The organism is Planctomycetota bacterium, from assembly GCA_033763975.1.
Lineage (GTDB): Bacteria > Planctomycetota > Phycisphaerae > Phycisphaerales > UBA1924 > RI-211.
Map to the genome: position 1 here is coordinate 24,747 of JANRJM010000007.1, position 19,817 is coordinate 44,563.

Genomic DNA, 19,817 nt, shown 5'->3' on the forward strand with positions numbered 1-19,817 from the left:
CGGAGTGCGGTGGTACCCCAGGTGGTACGCGAGGTGGTACGCGAGGCACAGCAACGCACACCCGTCAGCCGAAGAGCGAGAGCTGCCCGCCGGTCTGCGGGCGCCGAAAGTGTGCGCCCGAGAGCGGGCGGACGTCGCGATTGAGCCCGTGCCGCCGCGTGAAGACGTCGAAGACCTGGGCGATCTGTTCCGCGAGGGGGCCCTGCCCGCGGTGGCGCGCGTTCGAGGCGTCGTAGAGCTTCCCGCCGCGGGTGTCGCGGATCTGTGCTTCGACTTTCTTCGCGCGTTCGGGGTGCACGGATCGCGAGAGCCAGTCGAGGAAGAGGTCCTTGATCTGGTAGGGCAGGCGGAGCAGGACGTACGACGCGCGGAGCGCCCCGGCCTTCGCGGCGGCCTCGAGGATCGCGGGCACTTCCGAGTCGGTCAGGCCCGGGATGATCGGCGCGACGTTGACGCTCACCGGCACGCCCGCGTCGGTGAGCTCGCGGATGGCCCGCAGGCGCGCCACCGGCAGCGACGCGCGCGGCTCGAGCTTCTGAGCAAGGTCCGCGTCGAGCGTCACCAGCGTGATGATGACGCGCCCGGCGTTCTTGGAGGCGAGCGTCGCCCAGAGGTCGGTGTCGCGCAGCACCATCGCGCTCTTGGTCATGGTCGAGACCGGCTGAGAACACTCGGCGAGCACCTCCAGGCACTGGCGGGCGAGGCGCATGGTGTGCTCGATCGGCTGGTAGATGTCGGTGCTGGCCGACATCACGATGGGCTCGGGCTTCCAGGAGGGCGACGCGAGTTCGTCGCGCAGCAGGCGGGCGGCGTCGGGCTTGGCGACGAGCTTGGTCTCGAAGTCGAGCCCGCAACTGAAGCCGAGGTACTCGTGGTACTGGCGTGCGAAGCAGTAGACGCAGCCGTGCTCGCACCCGCGGTACGGGTTGATCGTCCAATCGAACGGAACGTCGGAGGTGCGGGCGACGCGGTTGATGATGGTGCGGGTGGCGTCGCGGAAGACCTGTCGCTCGACGCGGCGGCGCGTGCCGTCGGCGTCGGCGCGCTCGATCATCTGGCGGTCGAGTTCCTCGCCGAGCACGTGCAGGCGGAGGTCCTCGAAGCGGTTGCCGGGGTTGAGGCCGGCGGCGCGTCGGTGGGCCGGGCCCTCGGCGAGGGCGTCGCGGTAGGTGAAGTCGTCGTCCGCCATACCCAAACGTTATGCGAACGCAATGGGCGCGACAATCGCGGGGTGCCCGCGAATTGCGAGGTGGCGCGGCCGGGCCCGACGCGCGGGCCCCGCCGGCGGGCGCGATAGGCTGGGGGCAATCAGGGAGGGTTCATGCCATTGCACGATCTGAGACCCCAGGGGCTGCGGCGTACGCCGGACGACCTGCTGCGGCACTTGTCGACGTTCTCGCTCGACCTGCGGTTTTCGGCGGGGGTGTGGTTCTTCTCGCCCTGCCCGTCGCGGTTCCACGAGCGGTACACGCCGGTGCTGGATCTGGAACGCCGGCTGGAAATCGCCGCGGGGCTGGCCTCGCGCGGGCTGGCGGCGATGGAGGCGCACTACCCCAACGAGATCAACGAGGAGAACGTGGGGCTGTGGCGGACGTTTGCGGCCCAGACCGGCGTGCGACTGCTGACGGTCATCCCGCTGCTCTTCTGGGACACGCAGTTCGAGTTCGGGTCGCTGTCGAGCCCGGTCGAATCGGCGCGCCGGGCGGCGATCGATCGCACGGCCCGGGCGCTCGCGCTCAACCGCGAGCTCGACACCGATTTCGCGGTGGTGTGGCCCGGCATCGACGGGTACGAGAACCCGTTCGGCGTGGACTTCGCGGGGATGCGCGACCGGTTCGCGTCCGGGCTGGCGGAGGCGATGGACCGTGTGCCGGGCGTGCGGATCGCGTTCGAGCCAAAGCCCTACGAGCCGCGCGGCAGGATCCTCTATGGCACGACGCCCGAGGGCATCTTGCTGGCGCGCGACGTGGAGCGGCGGCTGGGCGCGGACGCCAACCGGCGCGTGCTGGGCGAGGGGCATGGCCTGGTGTGCATGAACCCGGAAGTGGGGCACGTGCTGATGGGCTTTGAGGATCTTGCGTACGCCTTCAGTTGGCCTCTGTCGGAAGGGCGCCTGGCGCACACGCACTGGAACAGCCAGCCGCTGGGCAACTACGACCAGGATCTGAACGTGGGCGTCGTCTCGCCCGAGCAGACGGAGGCGGGGCTGTACGCGCTCAAGATGCACGGGTACGTGGGGTACTTCGGCATCGACGTGAACCCGGAGCGGATGCCGGTGGAGGTGGCGCTGCGCAACTCGATGGACGCGCTGCGCGCCGCGAACGACCGGATCGACGCGCTCGACCACGAGGCGATCCTGTTCAGTCATCGGCACCCGGCGCGAAGCCGCGGGTGGCTGGAGGGGCACCTGACGCGGGCGCGGGCGTCGCGCCCGGACCGGCTGGCGCCGCTTGCGAGGCCCTGCTAGAGGTCGATGTCGGGATGCACGGGGGGAGCGCGGAGGGCGTCGAGCGCTGACCCCAGCGAACCCGGCGTGCGGCGGAGATGACGATCTCGCCGTGATCCTGCTGAGCGGGCGCGCGGCGTTTAGCCTTGCCGGCCTCGCGTCGGCCCGCGGAATGCCGTGGTCTACAGTGCGAGGCGCGAGGAGCACGCATGAGCGGGACGGGTGAGATCGGCGTGGCGGGGGACGTTGCGCCCAGCGACTTCTCGGACGAGGCGGCGCTGGTGCGCGGGCTGCGCGCCCGCGACGAGCGCGCGTACGAGCACCTGGTGCGGACGGTGGGCGGGCGGCTGCTGGCCGTGGCGCGACGGATCTGTGCGAGCGAGGCCGACGCGGAGGATGCGGTGCAGGAGGCGTTCGTCTCGGCGCTGCGGGCGATCGACGAGTTCGACGGGCGGGCCGCGGTGAGCACATGGCTGCACCGGATCGTGGTGAACGCGGCCCTGGCGAAGGCGCGCCGGGACCGCACGCGTCGCGAACGTCCGATCGACGACCTGATGCCGCGATTCACCGAAGGGCACCACGCCGAATCTCCGAGGCGATGGGAAGATGTCACGCCGGGGGGCGGGGTGCCCATCGAAGAAGCGGAGGCGGTGCGACGGGCGCTCGATACGCTTCCCGAGGAGTTCCGGAGCGTGCTTGTGCTGCGCGACATCGAGGGCATGGAGTCGAAGGCCGTCGCCGTGGCGCTGGGCATCAGCGATGCGCTGGTGCGTCAGCGCTTGCACCGGGGGCGGCTGGCCCTGATGAAACTGCTGGAAGCGCAGATGGCGCGGGGTGGCTCATGAGCGACATTCCCCCGACGGGCAAGCGTCCGCCGTGTCCGCAGGCCGCCTCGGCGCTGTCCTGCAAGGACTGCGTGGAGTTTCTTCTGGACTACTTGGACGGGCAACTGCCGGCGGAGCAGCGGTTCACGTTTGAATCGCATATCGCGTTCTGCGGCGACTGCGAGGTTTTCCTCGCGAACTACCGCAAGGCGGTCGAGCTGACATCGGGCTGCGCCCGAGGCGGGGCCGGTGCGCCGGGGAAGATCCCCGAGCACATGGTGGACGCGATCGTCAAGGCGCTCAAGCGCCCCGAGTAGCCCGCGGTCACCGGCGGGCGCACGCAACTGGTTCTGGGGTCCGCCGGGGGTGTGTCCGGGGTGTGCGTACACGCCCGTGGGGCGTTTCGGGGCGGCGCGTTTCTTCAATGTCACACGGCGGGAGCGGGGCGCGTCCAAGGTATGAGCGTCCGGAATGTTCGGGCGTGAACGAACAACCTGGGGCGGCGTGCACGCACGTCCCTCAGACAGAGGAGCAGGCACATGGCACGTCTTCCGATCCAGAATCCTGAGGCCGCGACCGGCACCAACCAGGAGATCTACGCGCACCTGCGCAAGGTGCTGGGCACCGTCCCGAACATGACGCGGGTGATGGGCAACAGCCCGGCGGTTCTGCAGGCGTACGCGCAGTTCAGCGGCGCGCTGAACGGCGCGAAGCTGGGCGCGGGGGTGCGCGAGCAGATCGCGCTACTGACGGCGGAGGAGAACGCGTGCGGGTACTGCCTGGCGGCGCACAGCGCGATCGGCAAGATGGTGGGGCTGAAGCCCGAGCAGATGGATGCGGCGCGCCACGCCGAGGCGACCGACCCGAAGACGCGCGGCGCGCTGCGCTTCGCGCAGGCGGTGCTCGCGACGAAGGGCGGCGTGTCGGACGCCGATGTGCAGAGTGCGCGGAGCGCGGGGCTGAGCGACGCGGAACTGGCGGAGGTGGTGGGGGCGGTCGCGCTGAACGTGTTCACGAACTACTTCAACCGCGCGTTCTCGGTGGACATCGACTTCCCGCGCGTCGAACTGCACGCGCACGCGTAGGCGATGTTCCGCGGGTGCGCAACGGGTGTTCTCGAGCGGATGAGCCGCTCGTTCGGAGGAACTCATGCAACGACGGACCTGGACGCTCATGGTGGGTGCGGGGGCGTGCTGTGCGGCGGCGTGTGCCGCATGGCTGGCGCCGGCACGCGAGCAGGCATCGAACGTGAAAGGAGCAGCGACCATGGAATCGGAGCAGAACGGCGTGGTGCATCTGACGGCGGAGTCGTTCGGGACGACCCTCGCGGGCACGGACCAGCCGGTGCTGGTGGACTTCTGGGCCTCGTGGTGCCCGCCGTGCCGGGCGCTCGCGCCGACGATCGACGCGATCGCCGAGGATGCGCAGGGCAAGGCGGTGATCGCCAAGCTGGATGTTGACGAAGCGCGCGACGTGGCGCGAGAGCACCGGATCCAGTCCATCCCGACGCTGGTGATCTTCAAGGACGGGCGCGAGGTGGATCGGATGGTGGGCCTGCAATCCAGGGGCGAGATCGAGCGCCGCCTGGCCAAGGCCGCCGGGTAGCCATCCGGGTATCAGCCGGCCGATCGTGGGCGGGACCGCCGCACCGGGCGGCGGCCCCGGCGCGCGGCGCGGGGAGCCGCGTCGCGCGCCGCGATCGCGCGCAGGATCGCGCTCCGCAGCGCGTCGGGGAGGTCGCCCGACGCCAGTTGCGTGCAGGCGTCCTGCACGAGATCGAGTTCGCGGAAGACGGCGCGACAGCGGGCGCAGACCTCCGCCTGCGGCACGAGGAATCCGGCGGCCGCGCCCCCACGGTCCATCGCGTCCAGTTTCGTCTTGAGCAGGTCGAGGCAGACCTGCTTCTCGAAGATCGGGGGCGGGGCGTCGACGCTGGGCGCGCGGGCGGTCATCGCCTTGCGCAGCGCCAGGCGCGCCCGGTGCAGGCGGGTCTTGACCGTGTTCTCGGCCAGCCCGAGCGCGCCCGCGACGTCCTCGACGCGCACGCCCAGGACGTCCTTGAGAAGAACCGGAACGCGTAGATGCTCGGGAAGGTCGGCGATCGCTCCGTGGACGCGCTCGACGCTCTCGCGCCGTTCGGCCTCGTGCGGCTCGTCGGCCCGGGCCGCGGCGAACTGCGCGACGGTGGTCTCGCTCCACGGCATGAGCTGCGACATGGCGGGCGTGCGTCGGCGGGCGTCGCGCTTGCGCCGGGCGCGGCACTCGCGCACAGCGATCGCGTACAGCCAGGTGCCCGGATCGGCGTCGCCCCGGAACGTGTGCCACTTGCGGAACGCGCGGAGGAAGGTGTCCTGCACCGCGTCGTCGGCGTCGGCATGGTTGCGACAGAGGCGATGCGCGAGGGCGCGGATGCGCGGGCCGTAGAGATCGAGCAGACGTGCAACGGCCTCGTCGGCCGGCGCACCGAGGGTCGGCACGCGGCGTCGTGCGGTGCTCCCGGGCGATGCGGGTGCGGTGGGGGCCATCAGCGCACTGTAGAGCAGCCCGGACATGTTCTCGCGCGCTGGGCGGGAAGGGCGGAATCCACTCGATGCGAGCGACGAACACAGCGGCATGCGACGACGGACATGGATGATCGCGGCCGGGGCGGCCTTGGGCACGCTGGCCGGCGGTTTCGCGATCAGCGGCTGCACCATCGCGACGCCCTTCAAGGGACCCGGCTATTCGCGGGGCGAGGGTGTTACGCTCGCGGGAGTGGGTAGCACGGTGGTCGTGTCGGTGACGCACGCGCGGGTGGAGCGGTCGAAACGTGCCGTATTCGATCAGCATTCGGCGCGGGTGGTGCGGAGCATGGGTGAGCACGACGGGCTCATCGGGTACTCGGTGCGGCGCGAACTGCTCGGCGACGGCGTCTGGACGATGACGGTGTGGCGCGACCGCGACGCCGTGCTGAACTTCGCCAATACGCGGGTGCATACCGACGCTATGGGCGAAGGGCTGCCCGCGGTGAAGGAGATGCACTTCCTGCGGTTCGAGTGCCCGACCCGGGAAGCGCCCCCATCGTGGACGCAGGCGCTCGCGCGGCTGGACGAGGACATCGCCAGCCGGGCGGCGGCGGCGGCACGGGAATGAAGGAGGGCGAGGCTCAAGCGCCTCGCCCCTAGTGCGGCGGATCGGTGCCGACGAGGGCGCGATGCCGTGCAGTCGTGCCGCCGGTGCGCGTTTTGCGAGCGGTGGCGGGGTGAACTGCGGCGGTCGCTCGGCCTCTTACATATCGCAGCCGTAGAAGAACTTGGCCTCGGTGATCTTGCCGTTGGCGACGGTGTAGAGGCAGGTTTCGTTCATGTTCATGCGCTGGCCGGCCATGGGGCCCTCGCCGCAGGTCACGTCCATCTTCATCTCGCAGACGAACTGGTCGCCGTTGACGAGGGGCGCGCTGCAGGACGCGCTATGAACGGTGTTGGTCTTGCACCAGAGCTCGCTCATCTTGAGGAGGTTGGCCTTGCCCTCGGTGATGCGCTTGTACGGGCTGCCGGGGATCTCCATCGCCTCGATGTGGCGGGCGTTGTCGGCGTACAGCTCCTGCATCGCCTCGGAGAAGTTGCCGGCGTTGCACAGGCCGGTCAGGCGGCGAGCGACGGTGGCGGTTTCGGACGGCGTCATGGTGGTGTTCATGGTCGCACTCTACCGCCCCGCCTGGTACGCGCCAAGATGAGCGACGGCGGGTGCCGCACATTTAGCGCGGGTGACATGCCGCAACCGGGGCGAGGCGCTGCGCGGAACACGTGCCTGTGGAGCGAAGCTTCAGGTCGCGACCGCGGCCGCGGGCACAGCGCCGTTCGTGTGGGGTACCTCGTGCCGGTCGCGCGGGGCATCGGGGGCCTCCGGCACGTGCGCGGCCCGCTTGCTGGCGAGCAGCATGTAGATGGAGGGCACGACGAAGAGCGTGAACAGGGTCGAAATGGCCATGCCGCTGACGAGCACGATGCCGATGCTGTTGCGGGCCTCGGCGCCGGCGCCGGTGACGAGCACGAGGGGGAAATGCCCGAAGACTGTGGCGGCGGAGGTCATGAGGATGGGGCGCAGGCGCGTCGACGAGGCCTGCTTCACGGCGTCGAGCTTGCTGAGCCCCTGCTCGCGGAGGTGGTTGGCGAACTCGACGATGAGGATGCCGTTCTTCGCGACGAGGCCGACCAGCGTGATGAGCCCGACCTGCGAGTAGATGTTGATGGTGGTGGCGCCGAAGGCGGTGAACACGAGCGCGCCGGTGAGGGCGAGGGGCACGGAGCCGAGCAACACGATGAAGGGATCGCGGAAGCTGCCGAACTGGGTGGCGAGCACGAGGTAGATGAGCCCGACCGCGAAGCCGAGCGTGCCGACGAGCGTAGAGCCCTCGGTGCGCATCTGGCGGCTCTCGCCGGCGTAGTCGACGGCATAGCCCGCGGGCACGATCTGGCGCGCGGCGTCCTCGAGGGCGCTGAGGGCTTCTTCCTTCGTGACGCCCGGCGCGACGACGCCGTAGACCTTCGCGCTGTTGCGCTGCTGGAAGCGGGTGAGGACGCGGGGAACGGCCTCGGTGCGGAGGTGCACGAGCGAGCGGAGCGAGACCGAGCCGCCGTCGGAGGTGCGCACCTTGAGTTCGAGCAGTTGCTCGGGGGTGCGGCGGAGCGAATCGCCGACCTGCGGGATAACCTTGTAGCTGCGCCCGAGGTAGTTGAAGCGGTTGACGTACCCGCCCGAGAGGAGCACGGCGAGGTCCTGGCCGATGTCGGCCATGTCGAGCCCGAGATCGGCGACCTTCTTGCGATCAATCTCGATGCGGGTCTGGGGGAGGTCGATCTTGAGGTCGCTGTCGACGTAGACGAACTTGCCGGACCCGTACCCCGCGCCGATGAGCTGGCCGATGTAGGGCTCCATGTCCTGCGCGTCGTCGGCGCTGGTGATGACGAGTTCGACGTCGAACTGCCCGGCGCCGGGGAGCGGCGCGGGCCGCACGGCGATGGAGCGGAGCTCCTCGACGCCCATGAGCTGGCCGATGACCTCGCCCTGGATGGGCTCGGTGGTGCGGGTGCGCTTGTCCCAGTCGACGGTCTGGATGCCGCCGAACCCGCCGCCCATCGAGAGCTCGGCGATCTGGAAGAAGAACCGCGCCTCGGGGACGGAGAGGAACGCGTCGGCGACCTTCCGGAAGCCGCGCACGGTGTAGTCGAGCGTTGCGTCGGGGGCGGTCTGCACGACGGCGAAGACGATGCCCTCGTCCTCGGTGGGGGCGAGTTCCTTCTTGGAGTTCTGGTAGAGGAAGGGGGCGAAGACGCAGATCGCGATGGCGGCGATGACGCAGACCCACCAGACCTGCAGGACGGCGCCCAGCGCGCGGTCGTAGACGCGCCGCACGCCGTCGAAGATCGAGTTCACGAAGCGGGTGAACCGGTTCTCCTTCCCGCCCGCGGGCACCATCCACGCGCTCATGATGGGCGAGAGCGTGACGGCGACAATGCCGGAGATGACGACGGCGGCGGCGAGCGTGAACGCGAACTCGCGGAAGAGCATGCCCGTGAGCCCGGACTGGAAGCCGATGGGCGTGTAGACCGCCGCGAGCGTGATGGTCATGGAGATGATGGGGGCGAAGAGCTCGCGCGCGCCCAGCAGGGCGGCGTCGAGGCGGCTCTTGCCCTCGCGCACGTGTCGTTCGACGTTCTCGACCACCACGATCGCGTCGTCGACCACCAGCCCCACCGAGAGCACGATGGCCAGGATCGTCAGCAGGTTCAGCGAGAACCCGAAGAGCAGCATCGCGATGCACGCGCCCACGAGCGAGACGGGCATCGCGACCAGCGGCACGAGCACCGTGCGGATCGAGCCCATGAAGAGGAACACCACCAGCGCCACGATGGCGACCGTCTCGATGAGCGTCGTCGTGATCTCCGAGATCGCGTGCTCCATGTAGTACGTGCCGTCGTAGGCGAGCGTCATCTCGACGCCCTTGGGCAGCGTTGGGCGCACCTGCTCGATCCGCTCCTTGAGGCGAGAGGCGACGTCCAGTTCGTTCGCGCGCGGGAGGGGCCAGATGGAGAGCCAGATCGCGGGCTTGCCGTTGAAGCCGGCCTCGCCGGTGGGTTCCTCGCTCCCGAGCTCCACCCGCGCGATGTCCTTGAGGCGCACGAGCGTGCCCTCGCGTTCGCGCACGATGAGGTCCTCGAACTCCGCGACCGACTTGAGATCGGTGTCGGTCAGCAGGTCGATCTGCACGTCGCTGCTCTTCGTTCGACCCACGGTGGCGAGGAAGTTGTTCCGCGTGAGCGCGAGGCGCACCTCGCTCGCCGTGATGTCGTAGCTCTCCATCTTCGTGGTGTCGAGCCACGCGCGCAGCGCGAGTTCGCGCTGTCCCTCGACGCCCGCGCGCTGCACGCCCTCGATGGTCTGGAACTCGGGCTGCACCTCGCGCACGAGGTAGTCGTTGAGCTGCGTGAGCGACAGGTCGTCGCTCGTGAAGCTGATGTAGAACGTCGCGTAGGGCTTGTCGGTGCGCTGGATGTCCACCGACGGGGCCTCGGCGTCGCTGGGCAGGCGGCTGCGCACCTGGTTCAGGCGCGCGCTGATCTCGGCCAGCGCGTCGTTGCTGTCGTGGTTCAGGCGCAGACGCACCGTGACCACGCTCACGCCCGCGCGGCTGCTGCTCTCGATGTAGTCGATCCCGTCGATCGCCGACACCGCCTGCTCGATCGGCGTGGTGATGAACCCCCGCACCGTCTCCGCGTTCGCGCCCACGTACACCGTCGTGATGAGGATCGCGCTCGATTCCAGGCGCGGGTACTGGCGCACCGCCAGGGCGTCGATCGAACGCCACCCCACCGCCAGGATGATCAGGTTGATCACGATCGCCAGCACGGGCTTGCGGATGAAGATGTCTGTGAACGACTTCACTTGCTGCTCCTCACGCCCCTCAGCGTGGCCTTCGCGTTCGTTCGTCGACGTGCACTGCTCGCCTAGCGGCTGCCCACGGCCCCGCCCGTTCCAGCCTCACCGCCCGGTCCACCCGGTCCACCCGGCCCGCCCGGTCCACCCGGTCCACCCGCGGGAGGGCCGACCATGACCTTCACCCCGTCGCGCAGCTTGAACGAGCCGTCCGCCGCGATGCGTTCGCCCGGCTTGACGCCCTCGAGCACGATGACGGAGTCGTCGATCGCCGCCCCGAGCGTGACATACCGCTGCACGGCTCGGGTGTCGCCCCCGGCGGACGGCTGGCCGATGACGAACACCGAGTTTGCGTGCGCCGCGCGACGGATGGCGGTGGACGGCACGACGACGCGCGTCGTCGGGGCCGCGATCGGCACGCGCACCTGGATGAACATCCCGGGGACCAGCACGCCCCGCGAGTTATCCACCACCGCGCGCACGCGCAGGTTGCGGGTGTCTCGGCTCACGGTCGCGTCCACCGCGACCACGTCGATGCGGATCGGCTCGTCGCCCAGCAGCGGGGCCGACGCCATGACCGACGTGCCCAGCGTCACGAGCGGGGAATACTGCTGCGGGATCGCGAAGTCGAGGTAGATCGTGTCGGTCAGTTCCTGCAGGCCGACCACGTCGACCCCCTCGGCCAGGTACTGGCCCTCGTGCACCGAGCGCATGCCCGCGCGGGCGCGGAAGGGCGCCCGGATCGTGAGCTTCGCGAGGCGCACTTCCACCTGGGCGGCCCGGGCCTTGGCCTGGTCCACCTCCGCCAGCCAGCGCAGGCGGTCGGCCTGCACGGTGTCGAGCCGCGAGCGGGCACGGTCGATCTCGAGCTCCGCGACGGCCCCGCGCGACTGCACGTCCGACAGGCGCTGCAGTTCCAGCTGCGCCAGCGCGACCTGCGTGTCGGTGGTGGCGACGTTGGCCTCGGCGACGCGCACCGAGGCGATCGCCGCCTCGAGATCGGCCCGTTCCGTCGCGTCGTCGAGCTTCAGGAGTTCCTCGCCCGCCTCCACCACGTCGCCCGACTGGAACCCCACGTGCGTCACCACGCCGGGGAGTTCGTTCCGCACGACCACGGAGCGCACCGCGACGACAGTGCCGACCAGGTCGGCGGTCTCCTGGTACGGGACCTCGCGCGCTTCGACGATCTGGACGGTCTCGAACGGCTCGAAGGCGGCCTCCCCGCCGCCGGGCGGGCCCGCGTCCGGCGCGGGTCGGGACGTGTACATCACGAGCAGCCCGCCCGCCGCCACGACGATCACGCACGCGAGCACGATGCCCACCACAGTCGCACGCTTCATCTCGACCCTCCTCGCTTCGAACGCTCTTGCGTGGCACGTGTGGACAGGGCGCGGGATCCGCGCCGCGCCGGGGAAGCGCCGGTGCGCGACCCCTCGCCCTGCACCAGCGGCTCGAGCACCTTGCGCACGCGCTTCATGAGCGCGGCGTCCACGGGCGCCAGCCCGAGCACGCGGCACAGCCAGAGCCCGTCGAGCGCGGCGATCACCACGTCGCCCACGCCCGGGGGCAGCCCGTCCCGCGACAGCCGTTCGCGCATCTCGCCCGAGACGGCGCGCATCGGCTCGATCAGGCTGGGGTTCTGCGCAAGGGCCGCGAACACCGCGCACGAACTCTGGCGGCACTGCTCGCTCCACTCCTGCTCGTCGGCCAGGTGGCTGAGCAGCCCGCGGGCCATGCGCCCGGACCCGGGCGGCACGCGCTCGTACGCCTCCAGCGAGCAGGCGCGCCAGTGTTCGGCGCAGCGCTGCACCATGCCCTCGATCAGCCGGTCCTTGCTCGGAAAGTGGTGCAGCAGCCCGCCCTTGCTGATCCCCGCCTCCGCCGCCACCGCCTCCAGCGTCACCGAGCCGATGCCCTGGCGCACGACGACCGTCTCGGCGGCGTCGAGGATGCGGTCGCGCAGGGCGGGCGGGTGGTCCATGTCCAAGAGTACCGTCCGGACGGTCGGAGTCAAACCGTCCGGACGGACGGCCCACCCCCCGCCGCCCGCTCGGCGCGCGAGCGGATCATCCCCAGCCCGTGCTCCCACCCCATCGCCACGCCCTCGGTGTGCTCGCTGAGCAGCAGCCCCATCGCGCGGTGCACCAGTTCCAGGACCGATCCGCCCCCCGGGGCCTGCGTCACGCGGTACTGCACGAAGTTCGCCGCGGGGTACGACATGAACATGGGCCCGCACAGCTCCAGCAGCGTCGGGGGCTTGATCACCTGCACGTGCCCCCACAGGTGCCCGCGCCCGTCGCCCAGGTCTCGGAACCACCGCCCGCCGGGCCAGGCCTCCACCCGCATCTGCATCGACCGCCCGTCCGGCAGCACGCTCCCCGGGCCCATCTCCTCCAGGATCGCATCGAACACCACCTCGGGCGGCGCGTCGATCTCGATGCGTCGCTCGATGCGCAGCGTGCGCACCGGCTCCTGCGGGGCGTCGACGCTGGCGGGCGTTGCGTGGGGCGCGAGGGGGACGCTGGCGTTCGTCGGGCGGGTCGACATCGGGCTACTCCTTGGTGTGCGGGGATCCGCGGCTCGCCCGGTTCGCCCGGCGTTCCGCGCGCTGCTTGATGCGGTCGAGGTGCGTGGTCCAGTGCTGCTCGAGCGCCGCGACCCAGTCGTACACGGGCTTGAGCGCCGGGCCGTTCAGTTCGTAGATGCGCTGGCGCCCGCGGCGCTCAACCCGCACGAGCCCGACCTCCCGCAGGATCGCGAGGTGCTTGGACACGCTGGGCTGCGGGATCTGCATCGCGTCCACGAGGTCGCCCGCGGGCGTTGGCCCCTGCCGCGCGAGCAGGTCGATCAGCCGGCGTCGTCGAGGCTCGGCGATCGCCGCGAACGCGTCGGCGGGCGGGGGCTCGGGCGATTGCACGGGCGAGGCGGGCATGGGCGGATCATATTCCCGTTCAAGAATATGTCAACCCCGAACTGCCGCCGTGGGTCCGCGGGGGAATCGCTGGCAGCCTCGTCGGCAACGTGCTCGCCGCGCGCATCCGCCAGAGCACTCTGAAGCGCATCTTTGCCGTGTTCCTGGTGGCGATGGCCGGGTTCATCCTGGTTCGCCAGGCGCCACGGGTGCTCGCGAGCGCCGACGCAGATGCCGCCGACCTCGCCCCGCCGGCAGTGTTGCATTTGGAACCCATCGGCGCCGTGGCGACTCTCAACTGATGGGGCGTACGCAACGCCCACGCTGGTGCGCGGCCGCGGGCCGCACCAGAGCGACACGATGAAGGAGGACACGATGACCATGACAAGCGCCAGCCGAACCGCCCCGACCGGAGCACTGCAGCCGGTGCCCGCCGACGCCGCCATCGCGGCGCAGGCCGAGCCTCGCGAAGTGCGCCGTTGGCTGCAATCGGGCGAGTGCGTGCTGCTGGACGTGCGAGAAGCCGACGAGCACGCCCGCGAGCGCATCGCCGGTGCGAAGCTGCTGCCGCTCTCGAAGTTCGATCCCGCCCACGCCGCGTCCATGGTGCGCGCCGGACAGAAGCTCGTCGTGCACTGCCGCAGCGGTCGACGGTCGGCGGACGCCTGCCGCCTGGCGGCGTCGCTGGCCGCGTCGGGCGTGCAGGTCGTGAACATGACGGGCGGGATCGAGGCCTGGAAGAAGGACGCGCTGCCCGTCGAGGTCGACTCGCGGGTTTCGGGCATTAGTGTCATGCGCCAGGTGCAGTTGGTGATCGGCGTGGGCGTGCTCGGCGGGAGCGCGCTCGCGTGGTTCGTCGATCCTCGGTTCGTCGCGCTGCCCGCCTTCTTCGGGGCCGGCCTCACATTCGCCGGCGCCACCGGCACCTGCGCCCTCGCCACGCTGATCGGCAAAATGCCCTGGAATCGGGCCAAGACCGGCGGATCGTGCTCCACCGGCACGTGCGGCTAACCCTGGCCGACGGCGACCCGCCCCCGCAACACCCGGAGGTCATCATGCATCACGACGCGAGTTCGTTCTATGAATCCTGGCCCGCCACCATGAACGCCATGAAGGCGATGCCCGGCGGCTGGGACATCGGCAAGGCCTTCGCCCCCTTCTTTCAGGGGATCATGAAGGACACCGCCGCCGAAGGCGGGCTGTCGGCCAAGCACAAGGAACTCGTCGCGCTGGGCGTCGGCGTATCGTCGCGGTGCGAGCCGTGCATCTACGCCCACGTCGAGAAGTGTCTGAAGGCGGGGGCCACGCCGCGCGAGGTCATGGACGCCGCGGGAGTCGCCGTGATGATGGGCGGCGGCCCGGTGTATACATATGTGCCGGTCGTCGCCGCCGCGCTCCGCCATTGGGAAGCCGCGGCGCGGTGACCCGCGATCAACGCCGGGCCCGTGCGCGGCGTGGGGCGAACGTTTGAACCCGAGGAGAACTGCGATGCGGCTCGACTGTGAAACGCAAGACGGACGACCGGTGCGTGCGGCCCTCGCCGCCCCGCTCGCCGCGGCACTCGGCGCGGGGTTCGCCGCCGCGCTGGCGATGACATCGTGCGCGGGCAAGGCCTCAACGCCGGGCACCGGCGCAACCTCCGCGATGCATGCCACGCCGCCCGCCGATGACCCGTACCCCGGCGTAAACACCGTGGCGCGCGACCGCGACGTCTGGCAGCAGCTCCTCTCCGACCACGCGAAGATCCGGCGCGTGCTCCGCCACTCGCAGAACGGCGAGACGGGCGTCGTCGAGACCCTCACCGAGAGCGACGACCCCGAGGTTGCGGCACGCATCATCGACCACGCGAAGGCCATGCAGGCCCGGATGAAGGTCGGCGCGAACGTCCGAATCTGGGACCCGGTCTTCAGGGAACTCTTCCAGAATCACGCGCGCGTCACGCTCGTCGTGACGCCCACCGAATCGGGCGTCAAGATCGTCGAGTCGAGCGACGACCCGGAGACCATCGCCCTCATGCGGTCGCACGCGATCGGCGTGAGCGCGTTCGTACGCCACGGGCACGCCATCGGGAGCGAACCCACCGCGCGCCTGCAGGTCGGCGCGCCGCTCCCGCCCGACGAGGTCGCGATCGGCGGCCTGCCGCACCGCTTCCTGCTTCGCCAGCCCACGCCCGAGCAGCTCGCCCTGCTCCGTGCGCAGGGCGTCGGGCGCGTCGTCAACTTCCGCCGGCACGACGAGCACGCGGCGTACGACGAGGCCGCCGCCGCCTCCGCCGCCGGCGCGACGTATTGCAACATCCCCTTCAAGGACGCCACGGAACTCACCGACGACGTCTTCGCGGCGGCACGCGCCGAGTACGCGCGGGCGGCCGAGCAAGACCTGGTCCTCGCGCCGCACTGCCGCACCGGCAACCGCGTCGGCCCCGGGCTCGCGGCGTACCTGGCCATCGACCTCGGCGTCGATGTGGACCGCGCCATCCGGGCCGCCCAGGCCGTCGGCATGTCCAGCCCGCAACTCGAGCGCACGACGCGGGACTACATCCGTCGCAACGCCCCGACCGCGCCCCGCCCCGACACGGCACGCCCCGACACGGCACGCCCCGACGCGAGCGCCGCCCAGCCGCGGAAACAGCCGCCTGCGTGAACTTTGCGACCAGGCGGGTATCCGTGGCCCGCAGTTCGGCGTCGCTCCGCATGTGTAGCACGGCAAGTTGCGCCGATGTCGAACGCTCGTACCCTCGCGGCAAGTGGCATTGACATCGAAATGAAGCTGTCCCTGTCACGACTTGCGTCCTCGCAAGTCAGTGCGCCCCTGTAGTGCCGCAGCACCGACATCGAATCTCCGATGCGGTGGCACGGCTTTCACCACCTTCGATGCCGCCGGTCTCTGATGCCTACGGCCGCGTCGAGGACCGCTGGGACCGCACCGAACCACGCTCCCCGACGGCCCGGCCGACCTCCGCCTCGGGCACAGGCGCCCCGGCGAACGGTCCGTTGGATATCCTCCGCACGAGTGACGACGACGTCCGCCGATGCTCGACGGCCGCGCACCACCGCACGGGTGGAGTGGCTACGCCGCGCGGTGGCGCTGCTGCTCATCGTGCCCCTGCTGATTCTGGGAACGTTCGGCGGCTATTCGATCCTGGCGCATAGCCACCACGGGCATGACGGGCACTAGCACGTGGCGACTTCCCGCGATGGGGCGGTCGCGGCGGGTGTTCGCCACCGGGCCCGCCATGACGTCGGGCAGCGCGGCGCGCCGGAACGCGCGCACGGGCATTGCCACTTCGGCGACGTTCACGTCGACGGACAGGCTGAAGACGGCCGGACCCCGCCGTCGCCGGATCATCCGGACGACGGGACGCTCATCACATTGCCGGACCACGATCCGGTGGTGACGCGCGGCGCGTCTGTCGCGTTCGAGGCGGTGGTGGGGCACATCGCGGTCATCGTCGCGTGGATGATGGTGCCCGATCGGCGAGCCGCCACGGACGAAGCCGACCCGGGGGGCGTTCGCGCCGGCCTTCCGCGCCACCTGTGCGCGCTCAGCGCGTGCGACCGCCTGCTGCGGACGAGCCGCGCCTTCCTGATCTAGGTGATGTTCGTGCCCGCCCGCGCGTTCTGCGCGGCGTAATGGTCCTTTCCGCGCGCACTTGGTGCGCCGCGGCTTTGCATCACCGGACGTACCCGTCTCTCACGAACACGGTTCCACCCCCGCGCCGGCGCCGGCCTTGCGATGCCGAGTCGATCGGCCGGGGAACCCAGTCGCAGCCATGCCGCTCCACATTTCGCAGGTCATGTTCCGAGTGCGCGTCGCCCTGGGCGGCGGGGCGTTGCTTGTCGCCGCGGGATGCCGGACGTACGAGCCCCGCCCGCTCGATCTCGACGGCGCGCGCGCCGCGTGGCTGGCCCGCTCGCCCTCGGACAACAGCGTCCGCGAGTTCGCCGCCTCGCTCGCCCGGCGTCCGGATGATCCGACGTTCCATCCCGCCGATGGGCTGACCCTCGGCGAGGGCGAGGTCGTCGCGCTCGTCTTCAACGCCGACCTCCGGCGAGCGCGGCTGGAAGCGGGCGTCATACGCGCCACCGCCGACCACGCCGGGCTGTGGCACGATCCCGTCCTAGGGGTGGACTTGGAGCGTGTGGTTGCCAACGGCGGCGGCGCGAACCCGTGGGTCGTCGCGGGCACGCTCGGGCTGACTGTGCCGATCTCGGGCCGCCTGGACGCCGAGAAGGCCCGCGCCGGCGCCGAGCTCGCGGCCGAACTCGAAGAGGTCGCGGCTCTGGAGTGGGCCACCCGTGCCGCCCTGCGCGAACTGTGGGTCGAATGGTCCGCGGCGAGCGTGCGCCGAGAGGTCGGCGCCCGGTATGTCACCGCGCTCCGCGAGGTCGCCGGCCTTGCCGAAGCGCAGGAGAGTGCCGGATCGCTCACGCGGCTGGAGGCCCGAGCGTTCCGCGTGGAACTGGCGGCACGCGAGGCCGACCAGATCGCGCTCGATGCCCGGGCGCGCGAACTGGAGATTCAACTTCGCGCGATGATGGGTCTGGCGCCCGGGGCGGCCGCTGATCTTGTGCCGACCGTCGCGTTCGCGTTCTCCGGCGGCGAAGACGACGACGGCCTCCGAACCGCCCTCGAGCGCTCGAGCCCCGAGCTCGCCAGCGTCCGCGCACGGTACGAGGCGGCGGAAGCATCCCTCCGGACGGAGGTGCGAAAGCAATATCCCGATCTGGTGCTGGGCCCCGGCTACGGGCGTGACCAGGGCGACGACCGCGTGCTGCTGGGCCTGCAGGTGCCCGTGCCTCTGTGGAATCGCAACCGCCAGGGCGTGGCCGAGGCCGAGGCACGGCGCGAGTCGGCGCGCACGCGCTTCGAGACGACGTACGAGCACCTGGCCTCGCGCCTGGCCGTCGCGCTCGTGCGCCATGCCGCCGGGCGCGCCCAGCGCGAGTGGGTCGAGTCGGCGGTGGTCCCGCTGGCCGATGAGCAGGAGGCGGATGCGCGCCGCGTCGCCGCGCTGGGGCGGGTGGACACGCTTCTGCTGCTCGCCTCGCTGCAGGCCCAGCATGCGGCGCGCGTGCGACTCATCGACGCCCGCGCCGCGGAGGCGATCGGCGCCATCCGCGTCGCCGAACTCATCGGCCCCCCGCCCGTCGAGCCCCGATCCGAGTCAGTCGTGCCCTCCGAGTCGCGCCCCGCTCCCTCCAACTGACGCCCCTCCCGGCACACCCCACGAGTCGACCATGAGCACACGAAACCTACCCGGACTCGCCGCCGTGTTCCTGCCGCTGCTGCTGATGCTGCTGCTGATGATGATGGCGGCGTGCGATAGCGGCACAGACCCGTCGTCGGCGCCGTCAGCCTCGCCGGCGGGCGCCGCTGCGCCCACCAACCACGTGGACATCCCCGCTTCCGTTCGCCAGAACCTGGGCATCACCTTCGCGAAGGTCGAGCGCCGGGCCGTCGCCCGCACACTGCGCCTGCCGGGCCGCTTCGAGCTGCTCCCGAACGCCCGGCGGGAGCATCGCGCCGCCGTGCCCGGCACGGTGGAACTGCTCGTGGGGCAGTACGAAGTCATCAAGGCCGGCACGGTTCTGTACCGGATCGACTCGCCGCACTGGCGCCAGACGCAGCGTGAACTCGCCGACGCGCACGCCGCGCTGCGTCTTGCGCAGGCGGGCGCGGACAGCATCGGGCCGCTGTCCGCGGCGCACGAGCAGCACCACGCGGAAGTGGAGCGCGCGGTGGAGTTGTGGACGGCGCGGGTCGCGAACCTGGAACAACTGCGGGCGGCCGGCGGCGCGCGCGGGGACGAGATCGCGCAGGCCCGCGCTGCGCTGGCCTCCATCCGAGTTGACCTGGCCGAGACGCTCGAGAAGGAGGCCGAACTCGTGGCGCGGCGAACCGAAGCCGCGGCCTCGCTGGAAGCGGCCCGCGCACGCCTGGACTTCCTCTTCCAGGCCGCCGCCACGATGACGGGCCTGTCGGTAGGCGCACTCCAGGCCGCCGATCCCGCCTCTCTGCCCGCCGAAGCGCGCCCGCGCTGGGCGACGCTTCCCGCGATCGAGGTCCGCGCTCCCGCGCCCGGGGTCGTCGAAACCCTGCACGCGGTCTCGGGCGGCGTGGTCGATCAGCACGCGCCGGTCCTCTCCACCGTACAGCCCGAACTCGTCCGCTTCCGCGCCGTGGCGCTGCAGAGCGACCTCCTCCGACTCGCCGACGCCCAGCCCGCCACGGTGGTGCCGGCACAGGGGTCGATGCCCGTCGACGCCCCCGCCTTCGCGGGCACGCTCACGCTCGCCCCGACCGCAGATCCGGAACGCCGCACGCTCGAGGTGGTACTCGCGCCCGGGCCTGCGACGCAGCCTCCCGGCTGGGCGCGGGCCGGAGTCGCCGCGTTCCTCGAAGTTGTCACCGGGCCCACGGGCTCCGGCACGCGCGACGAACTGGCAATCCCGCTGCGCTGCGTTGCGCGCGACGGCACGAAGGCCATCATCTTCCGCCGCGATCCGGCCAACCCCGACAAGGCCATCCGCATGGAGGCCGACCTCGGCCTCGACGACGGTCGGTGGGTCGTCATCAGGAGCGGCGTCGCCGAGGACAACGAGATCGTCCTCGAAGGCGTCTACCAGCTCATGGTCGCCACCAGCGGCTCCATCACCAAGGGCGGGCACTTCCACCCGGACGGCACGTTCCACGAGGGCGACGACTGATCGCATCCCCG

General features: G+C 70.9%; 22 protein-coding genes. 14 read left to right on the top strand and 8 right to left on the bottom strand.

Annotated elements, in window-relative coordinates:
• Positions 1-64: 64 nt before the first annotated feature.
• A complete protein-coding gene (locus SFY69_04360; GenBank protein ID MDX2131266.1) occupies positions 65-1,189 on the bottom strand; it encodes a PA0069 family radical SAM protein in 1,125 nt (374 codons plus the stop codon).
• A gap of 132 nt (positions 1,190-1,321) precedes the next feature.
• On the opposite strand from SFY69_04360, the gene SFY69_04365 reads away from it, so the two are divergent.
• The 5 genes from SFY69_04365 (at position 1,322) to trxA (ending at position 4,875) form a co-directional block, all read left to right on the top strand.
• Positions 1,322-2,467, top strand: coding sequence for a TIM barrel protein (locus SFY69_04365; GenBank protein MDX2131267.1), 1,146 nt, complete (start codon positions 1,322-1,324; stop codon positions 2,465-2,467).
• Between the two features lie 188 nt (positions 2,468-2,655).
• Entirely contained in the window at positions 2,656-3,291 is a 636-nt protein-coding gene (locus SFY69_04370) for a sigma-70 family RNA polymerase sigma factor (protein ID MDX2131268.1), read from the top strand.
• Complete coding sequence (locus SFY69_04375; GenBank protein ID MDX2131269.1) at positions 3,288-3,587, top strand: zf-HC2 domain-containing protein; 300 nt, start codon at positions 3,288-3,290, stop codon at positions 3,585-3,587. Before SFY69_04370 ends, SFY69_04375 begins: the two co-directional genes overlap by 4 nt.
• Positions 3,588-3,809: 222 nt before the next feature.
• Positions 3,810-4,355, top strand: a complete 546-nt coding sequence (locus SFY69_04380) for a carboxymuconolactone decarboxylase family protein (GenBank protein MDX2131270.1) — start codon at positions 3,810-3,812, stop codon at positions 4,353-4,355.
• Positions 4,356-4,419: 64 nt separating this feature from the next.
• Positions 4,420-4,875 carry a thioredoxin gene (gene trxA / locus SFY69_04385; protein MDX2131271.1) on the top strand — a complete coding sequence of 152 codons (456 nt, stop codon included), beginning with the start codon at positions 4,420-4,422 and terminating at the stop codon, positions 4,873-4,875.
• Positions 4,876-4,886: 11 nt separating this feature from the next.
• Here trxA and SFY69_04390 read toward each other — a convergent pair whose 3' ends face one another.
• Positions 4,887-5,795, bottom strand: coding sequence for an RNA polymerase sigma factor (locus tag SFY69_04390; GenBank protein MDX2131272.1), 909 nt, complete (start codon positions 5,793-5,795; stop codon positions 4,887-4,889).
• An 88-nt stretch (positions 5,796-5,883) separates the two neighbouring features.
• On the opposite strand from SFY69_04390, the gene SFY69_04395 reads away from it, so the two are divergent.
• Positions 5,884-6,402: an antibiotic biosynthesis monooxygenase gene (locus tag SFY69_04395; GenBank protein MDX2131273.1), complete on the top strand. Its 519-nt coding sequence runs from the start codon at positions 5,884-5,886 to the stop codon at positions 6,400-6,402.
• Positions 6,403-6,537: 135 nt separating this feature from the next.
• On the opposite strand, the gene SFY69_04400 is transcribed toward SFY69_04395, so the two are convergent.
• The 6 genes from SFY69_04400 to SFY69_04425 form a co-directional block, all read right to left on the bottom strand.
• Positions 6,538-6,945, bottom strand: a complete 408-nt coding sequence (locus SFY69_04400; protein MDX2131274.1) for a nuclear transport factor 2 family protein — start codon at positions 6,943-6,945, stop codon at positions 6,538-6,540.
• Positions 6,946-7,074: 129 nt separating this feature from the next.
• On the bottom strand, positions 7,075-10,194 hold the full coding sequence (locus SFY69_04405; GenBank protein MDX2131275.1) for an efflux RND transporter permease subunit: 3,120 nt from the start codon (positions 10,192-10,194) through the stop codon (positions 7,075-7,077).
• Between the two features lie 62 nt (positions 10,195-10,256).
• Entirely contained in the window at positions 10,257-11,525 is a 1,269-nt protein-coding gene (locus tag SFY69_04410) for an efflux RND transporter periplasmic adaptor subunit (GenBank protein MDX2131276.1), read from the bottom strand.
• The gene (locus SFY69_04415; GenBank protein ID MDX2131277.1) at positions 11,522-12,166 is read right to left on the bottom strand and encodes a TetR/AcrR family transcriptional regulator; all 645 of its coding nucleotides are present in this window, start codon (positions 12,164-12,166) and stop codon (positions 11,522-11,524) included. The genes SFY69_04410 and SFY69_04415 overlap by 4 nt, the downstream gene beginning before the upstream one ends.
• Positions 12,167-12,195: 29 nt before the next feature.
• Positions 12,196-12,732 (bottom strand): SRPBCC domain-containing protein, encoded by a 537-nt coding sequence (locus SFY69_04420; GenBank protein ID MDX2131278.1) that lies wholly within the window; start codon positions 12,730-12,732, stop codon positions 12,196-12,198.
• A 4-nt stretch (positions 12,733-12,736) separates the two neighbouring features.
• Positions 12,737-13,117 (bottom strand): metalloregulator ArsR/SmtB family transcription factor, encoded by a 381-nt coding sequence (locus SFY69_04425; GenBank protein ID MDX2131279.1) that lies wholly within the window; start codon positions 13,115-13,117, stop codon positions 12,737-12,739.
• Positions 13,118-13,206: 89 nt separating this feature from the next.
• Between SFY69_04425 and SFY69_04430 the strand changes: the two genes are divergently transcribed.
• The 8 genes from SFY69_04430 to SFY69_04465 all read left to right on the top strand — a co-directional run bounded on the left by SFY69_04430 (position 13,207) and on the right by SFY69_04465 (position 19,806).
• Positions 13,207-13,398, top strand: coding sequence for a hypothetical protein (locus SFY69_04430; GenBank protein ID MDX2131280.1), 192 nt, complete (start codon positions 13,207-13,209; stop codon positions 13,396-13,398).
• Positions 13,399-13,471: 73 nt separating this feature from the next.
• On the top strand, positions 13,472-14,107 hold the full coding sequence (locus SFY69_04435) for a rhodanese-like domain-containing protein (protein MDX2131281.1): 636 nt from the start codon (positions 13,472-13,474) through the stop codon (positions 14,105-14,107).
• 44 nt (positions 14,108-14,151) lie between these two features.
• Positions 14,152-14,520, top strand: coding sequence for a carboxymuconolactone decarboxylase family protein (locus SFY69_04440; protein MDX2131282.1), 369 nt, complete (start codon positions 14,152-14,154; stop codon positions 14,518-14,520).
• Between the two features lie 64 nt (positions 14,521-14,584).
• Positions 14,585-15,739, top strand: a complete 1,155-nt coding sequence (locus SFY69_04445) for a hypothetical protein (GenBank protein MDX2131283.1) — start codon at positions 14,585-14,587, stop codon at positions 15,737-15,739.
• Between the two features lie 369 nt (positions 15,740-16,108).
• Positions 16,109-16,273, top strand: a complete 165-nt coding sequence (locus SFY69_04450) for a hypothetical protein (protein MDX2131284.1) — start codon at positions 16,109-16,111, stop codon at positions 16,271-16,273.
• A gap of 195 nt (positions 16,274-16,468) precedes the next feature.
• Positions 16,469-16,690, top strand: a complete 222-nt coding sequence (locus SFY69_04455; protein ID MDX2131285.1) for a hypothetical protein — start codon at positions 16,469-16,471, stop codon at positions 16,688-16,690.
• A gap of 178 nt (positions 16,691-16,868) precedes the next feature.
• Complete coding sequence (locus SFY69_04460) at positions 16,869-18,305, top strand: TolC family protein (protein MDX2131286.1); 1,437 nt, start codon at positions 16,869-16,871, stop codon at positions 18,303-18,305.
• A gap of 31 nt (positions 18,306-18,336) precedes the next feature.
• Positions 18,337-19,806 carry an efflux RND transporter periplasmic adaptor subunit gene (locus SFY69_04465; protein MDX2131287.1) on the top strand — a complete coding sequence of 490 codons (1,470 nt, stop codon included), beginning with the start codon at positions 18,337-18,339 and terminating at the stop codon, positions 19,804-19,806.
• Positions 19,807-19,817: the final 11 nt, after the last annotated feature.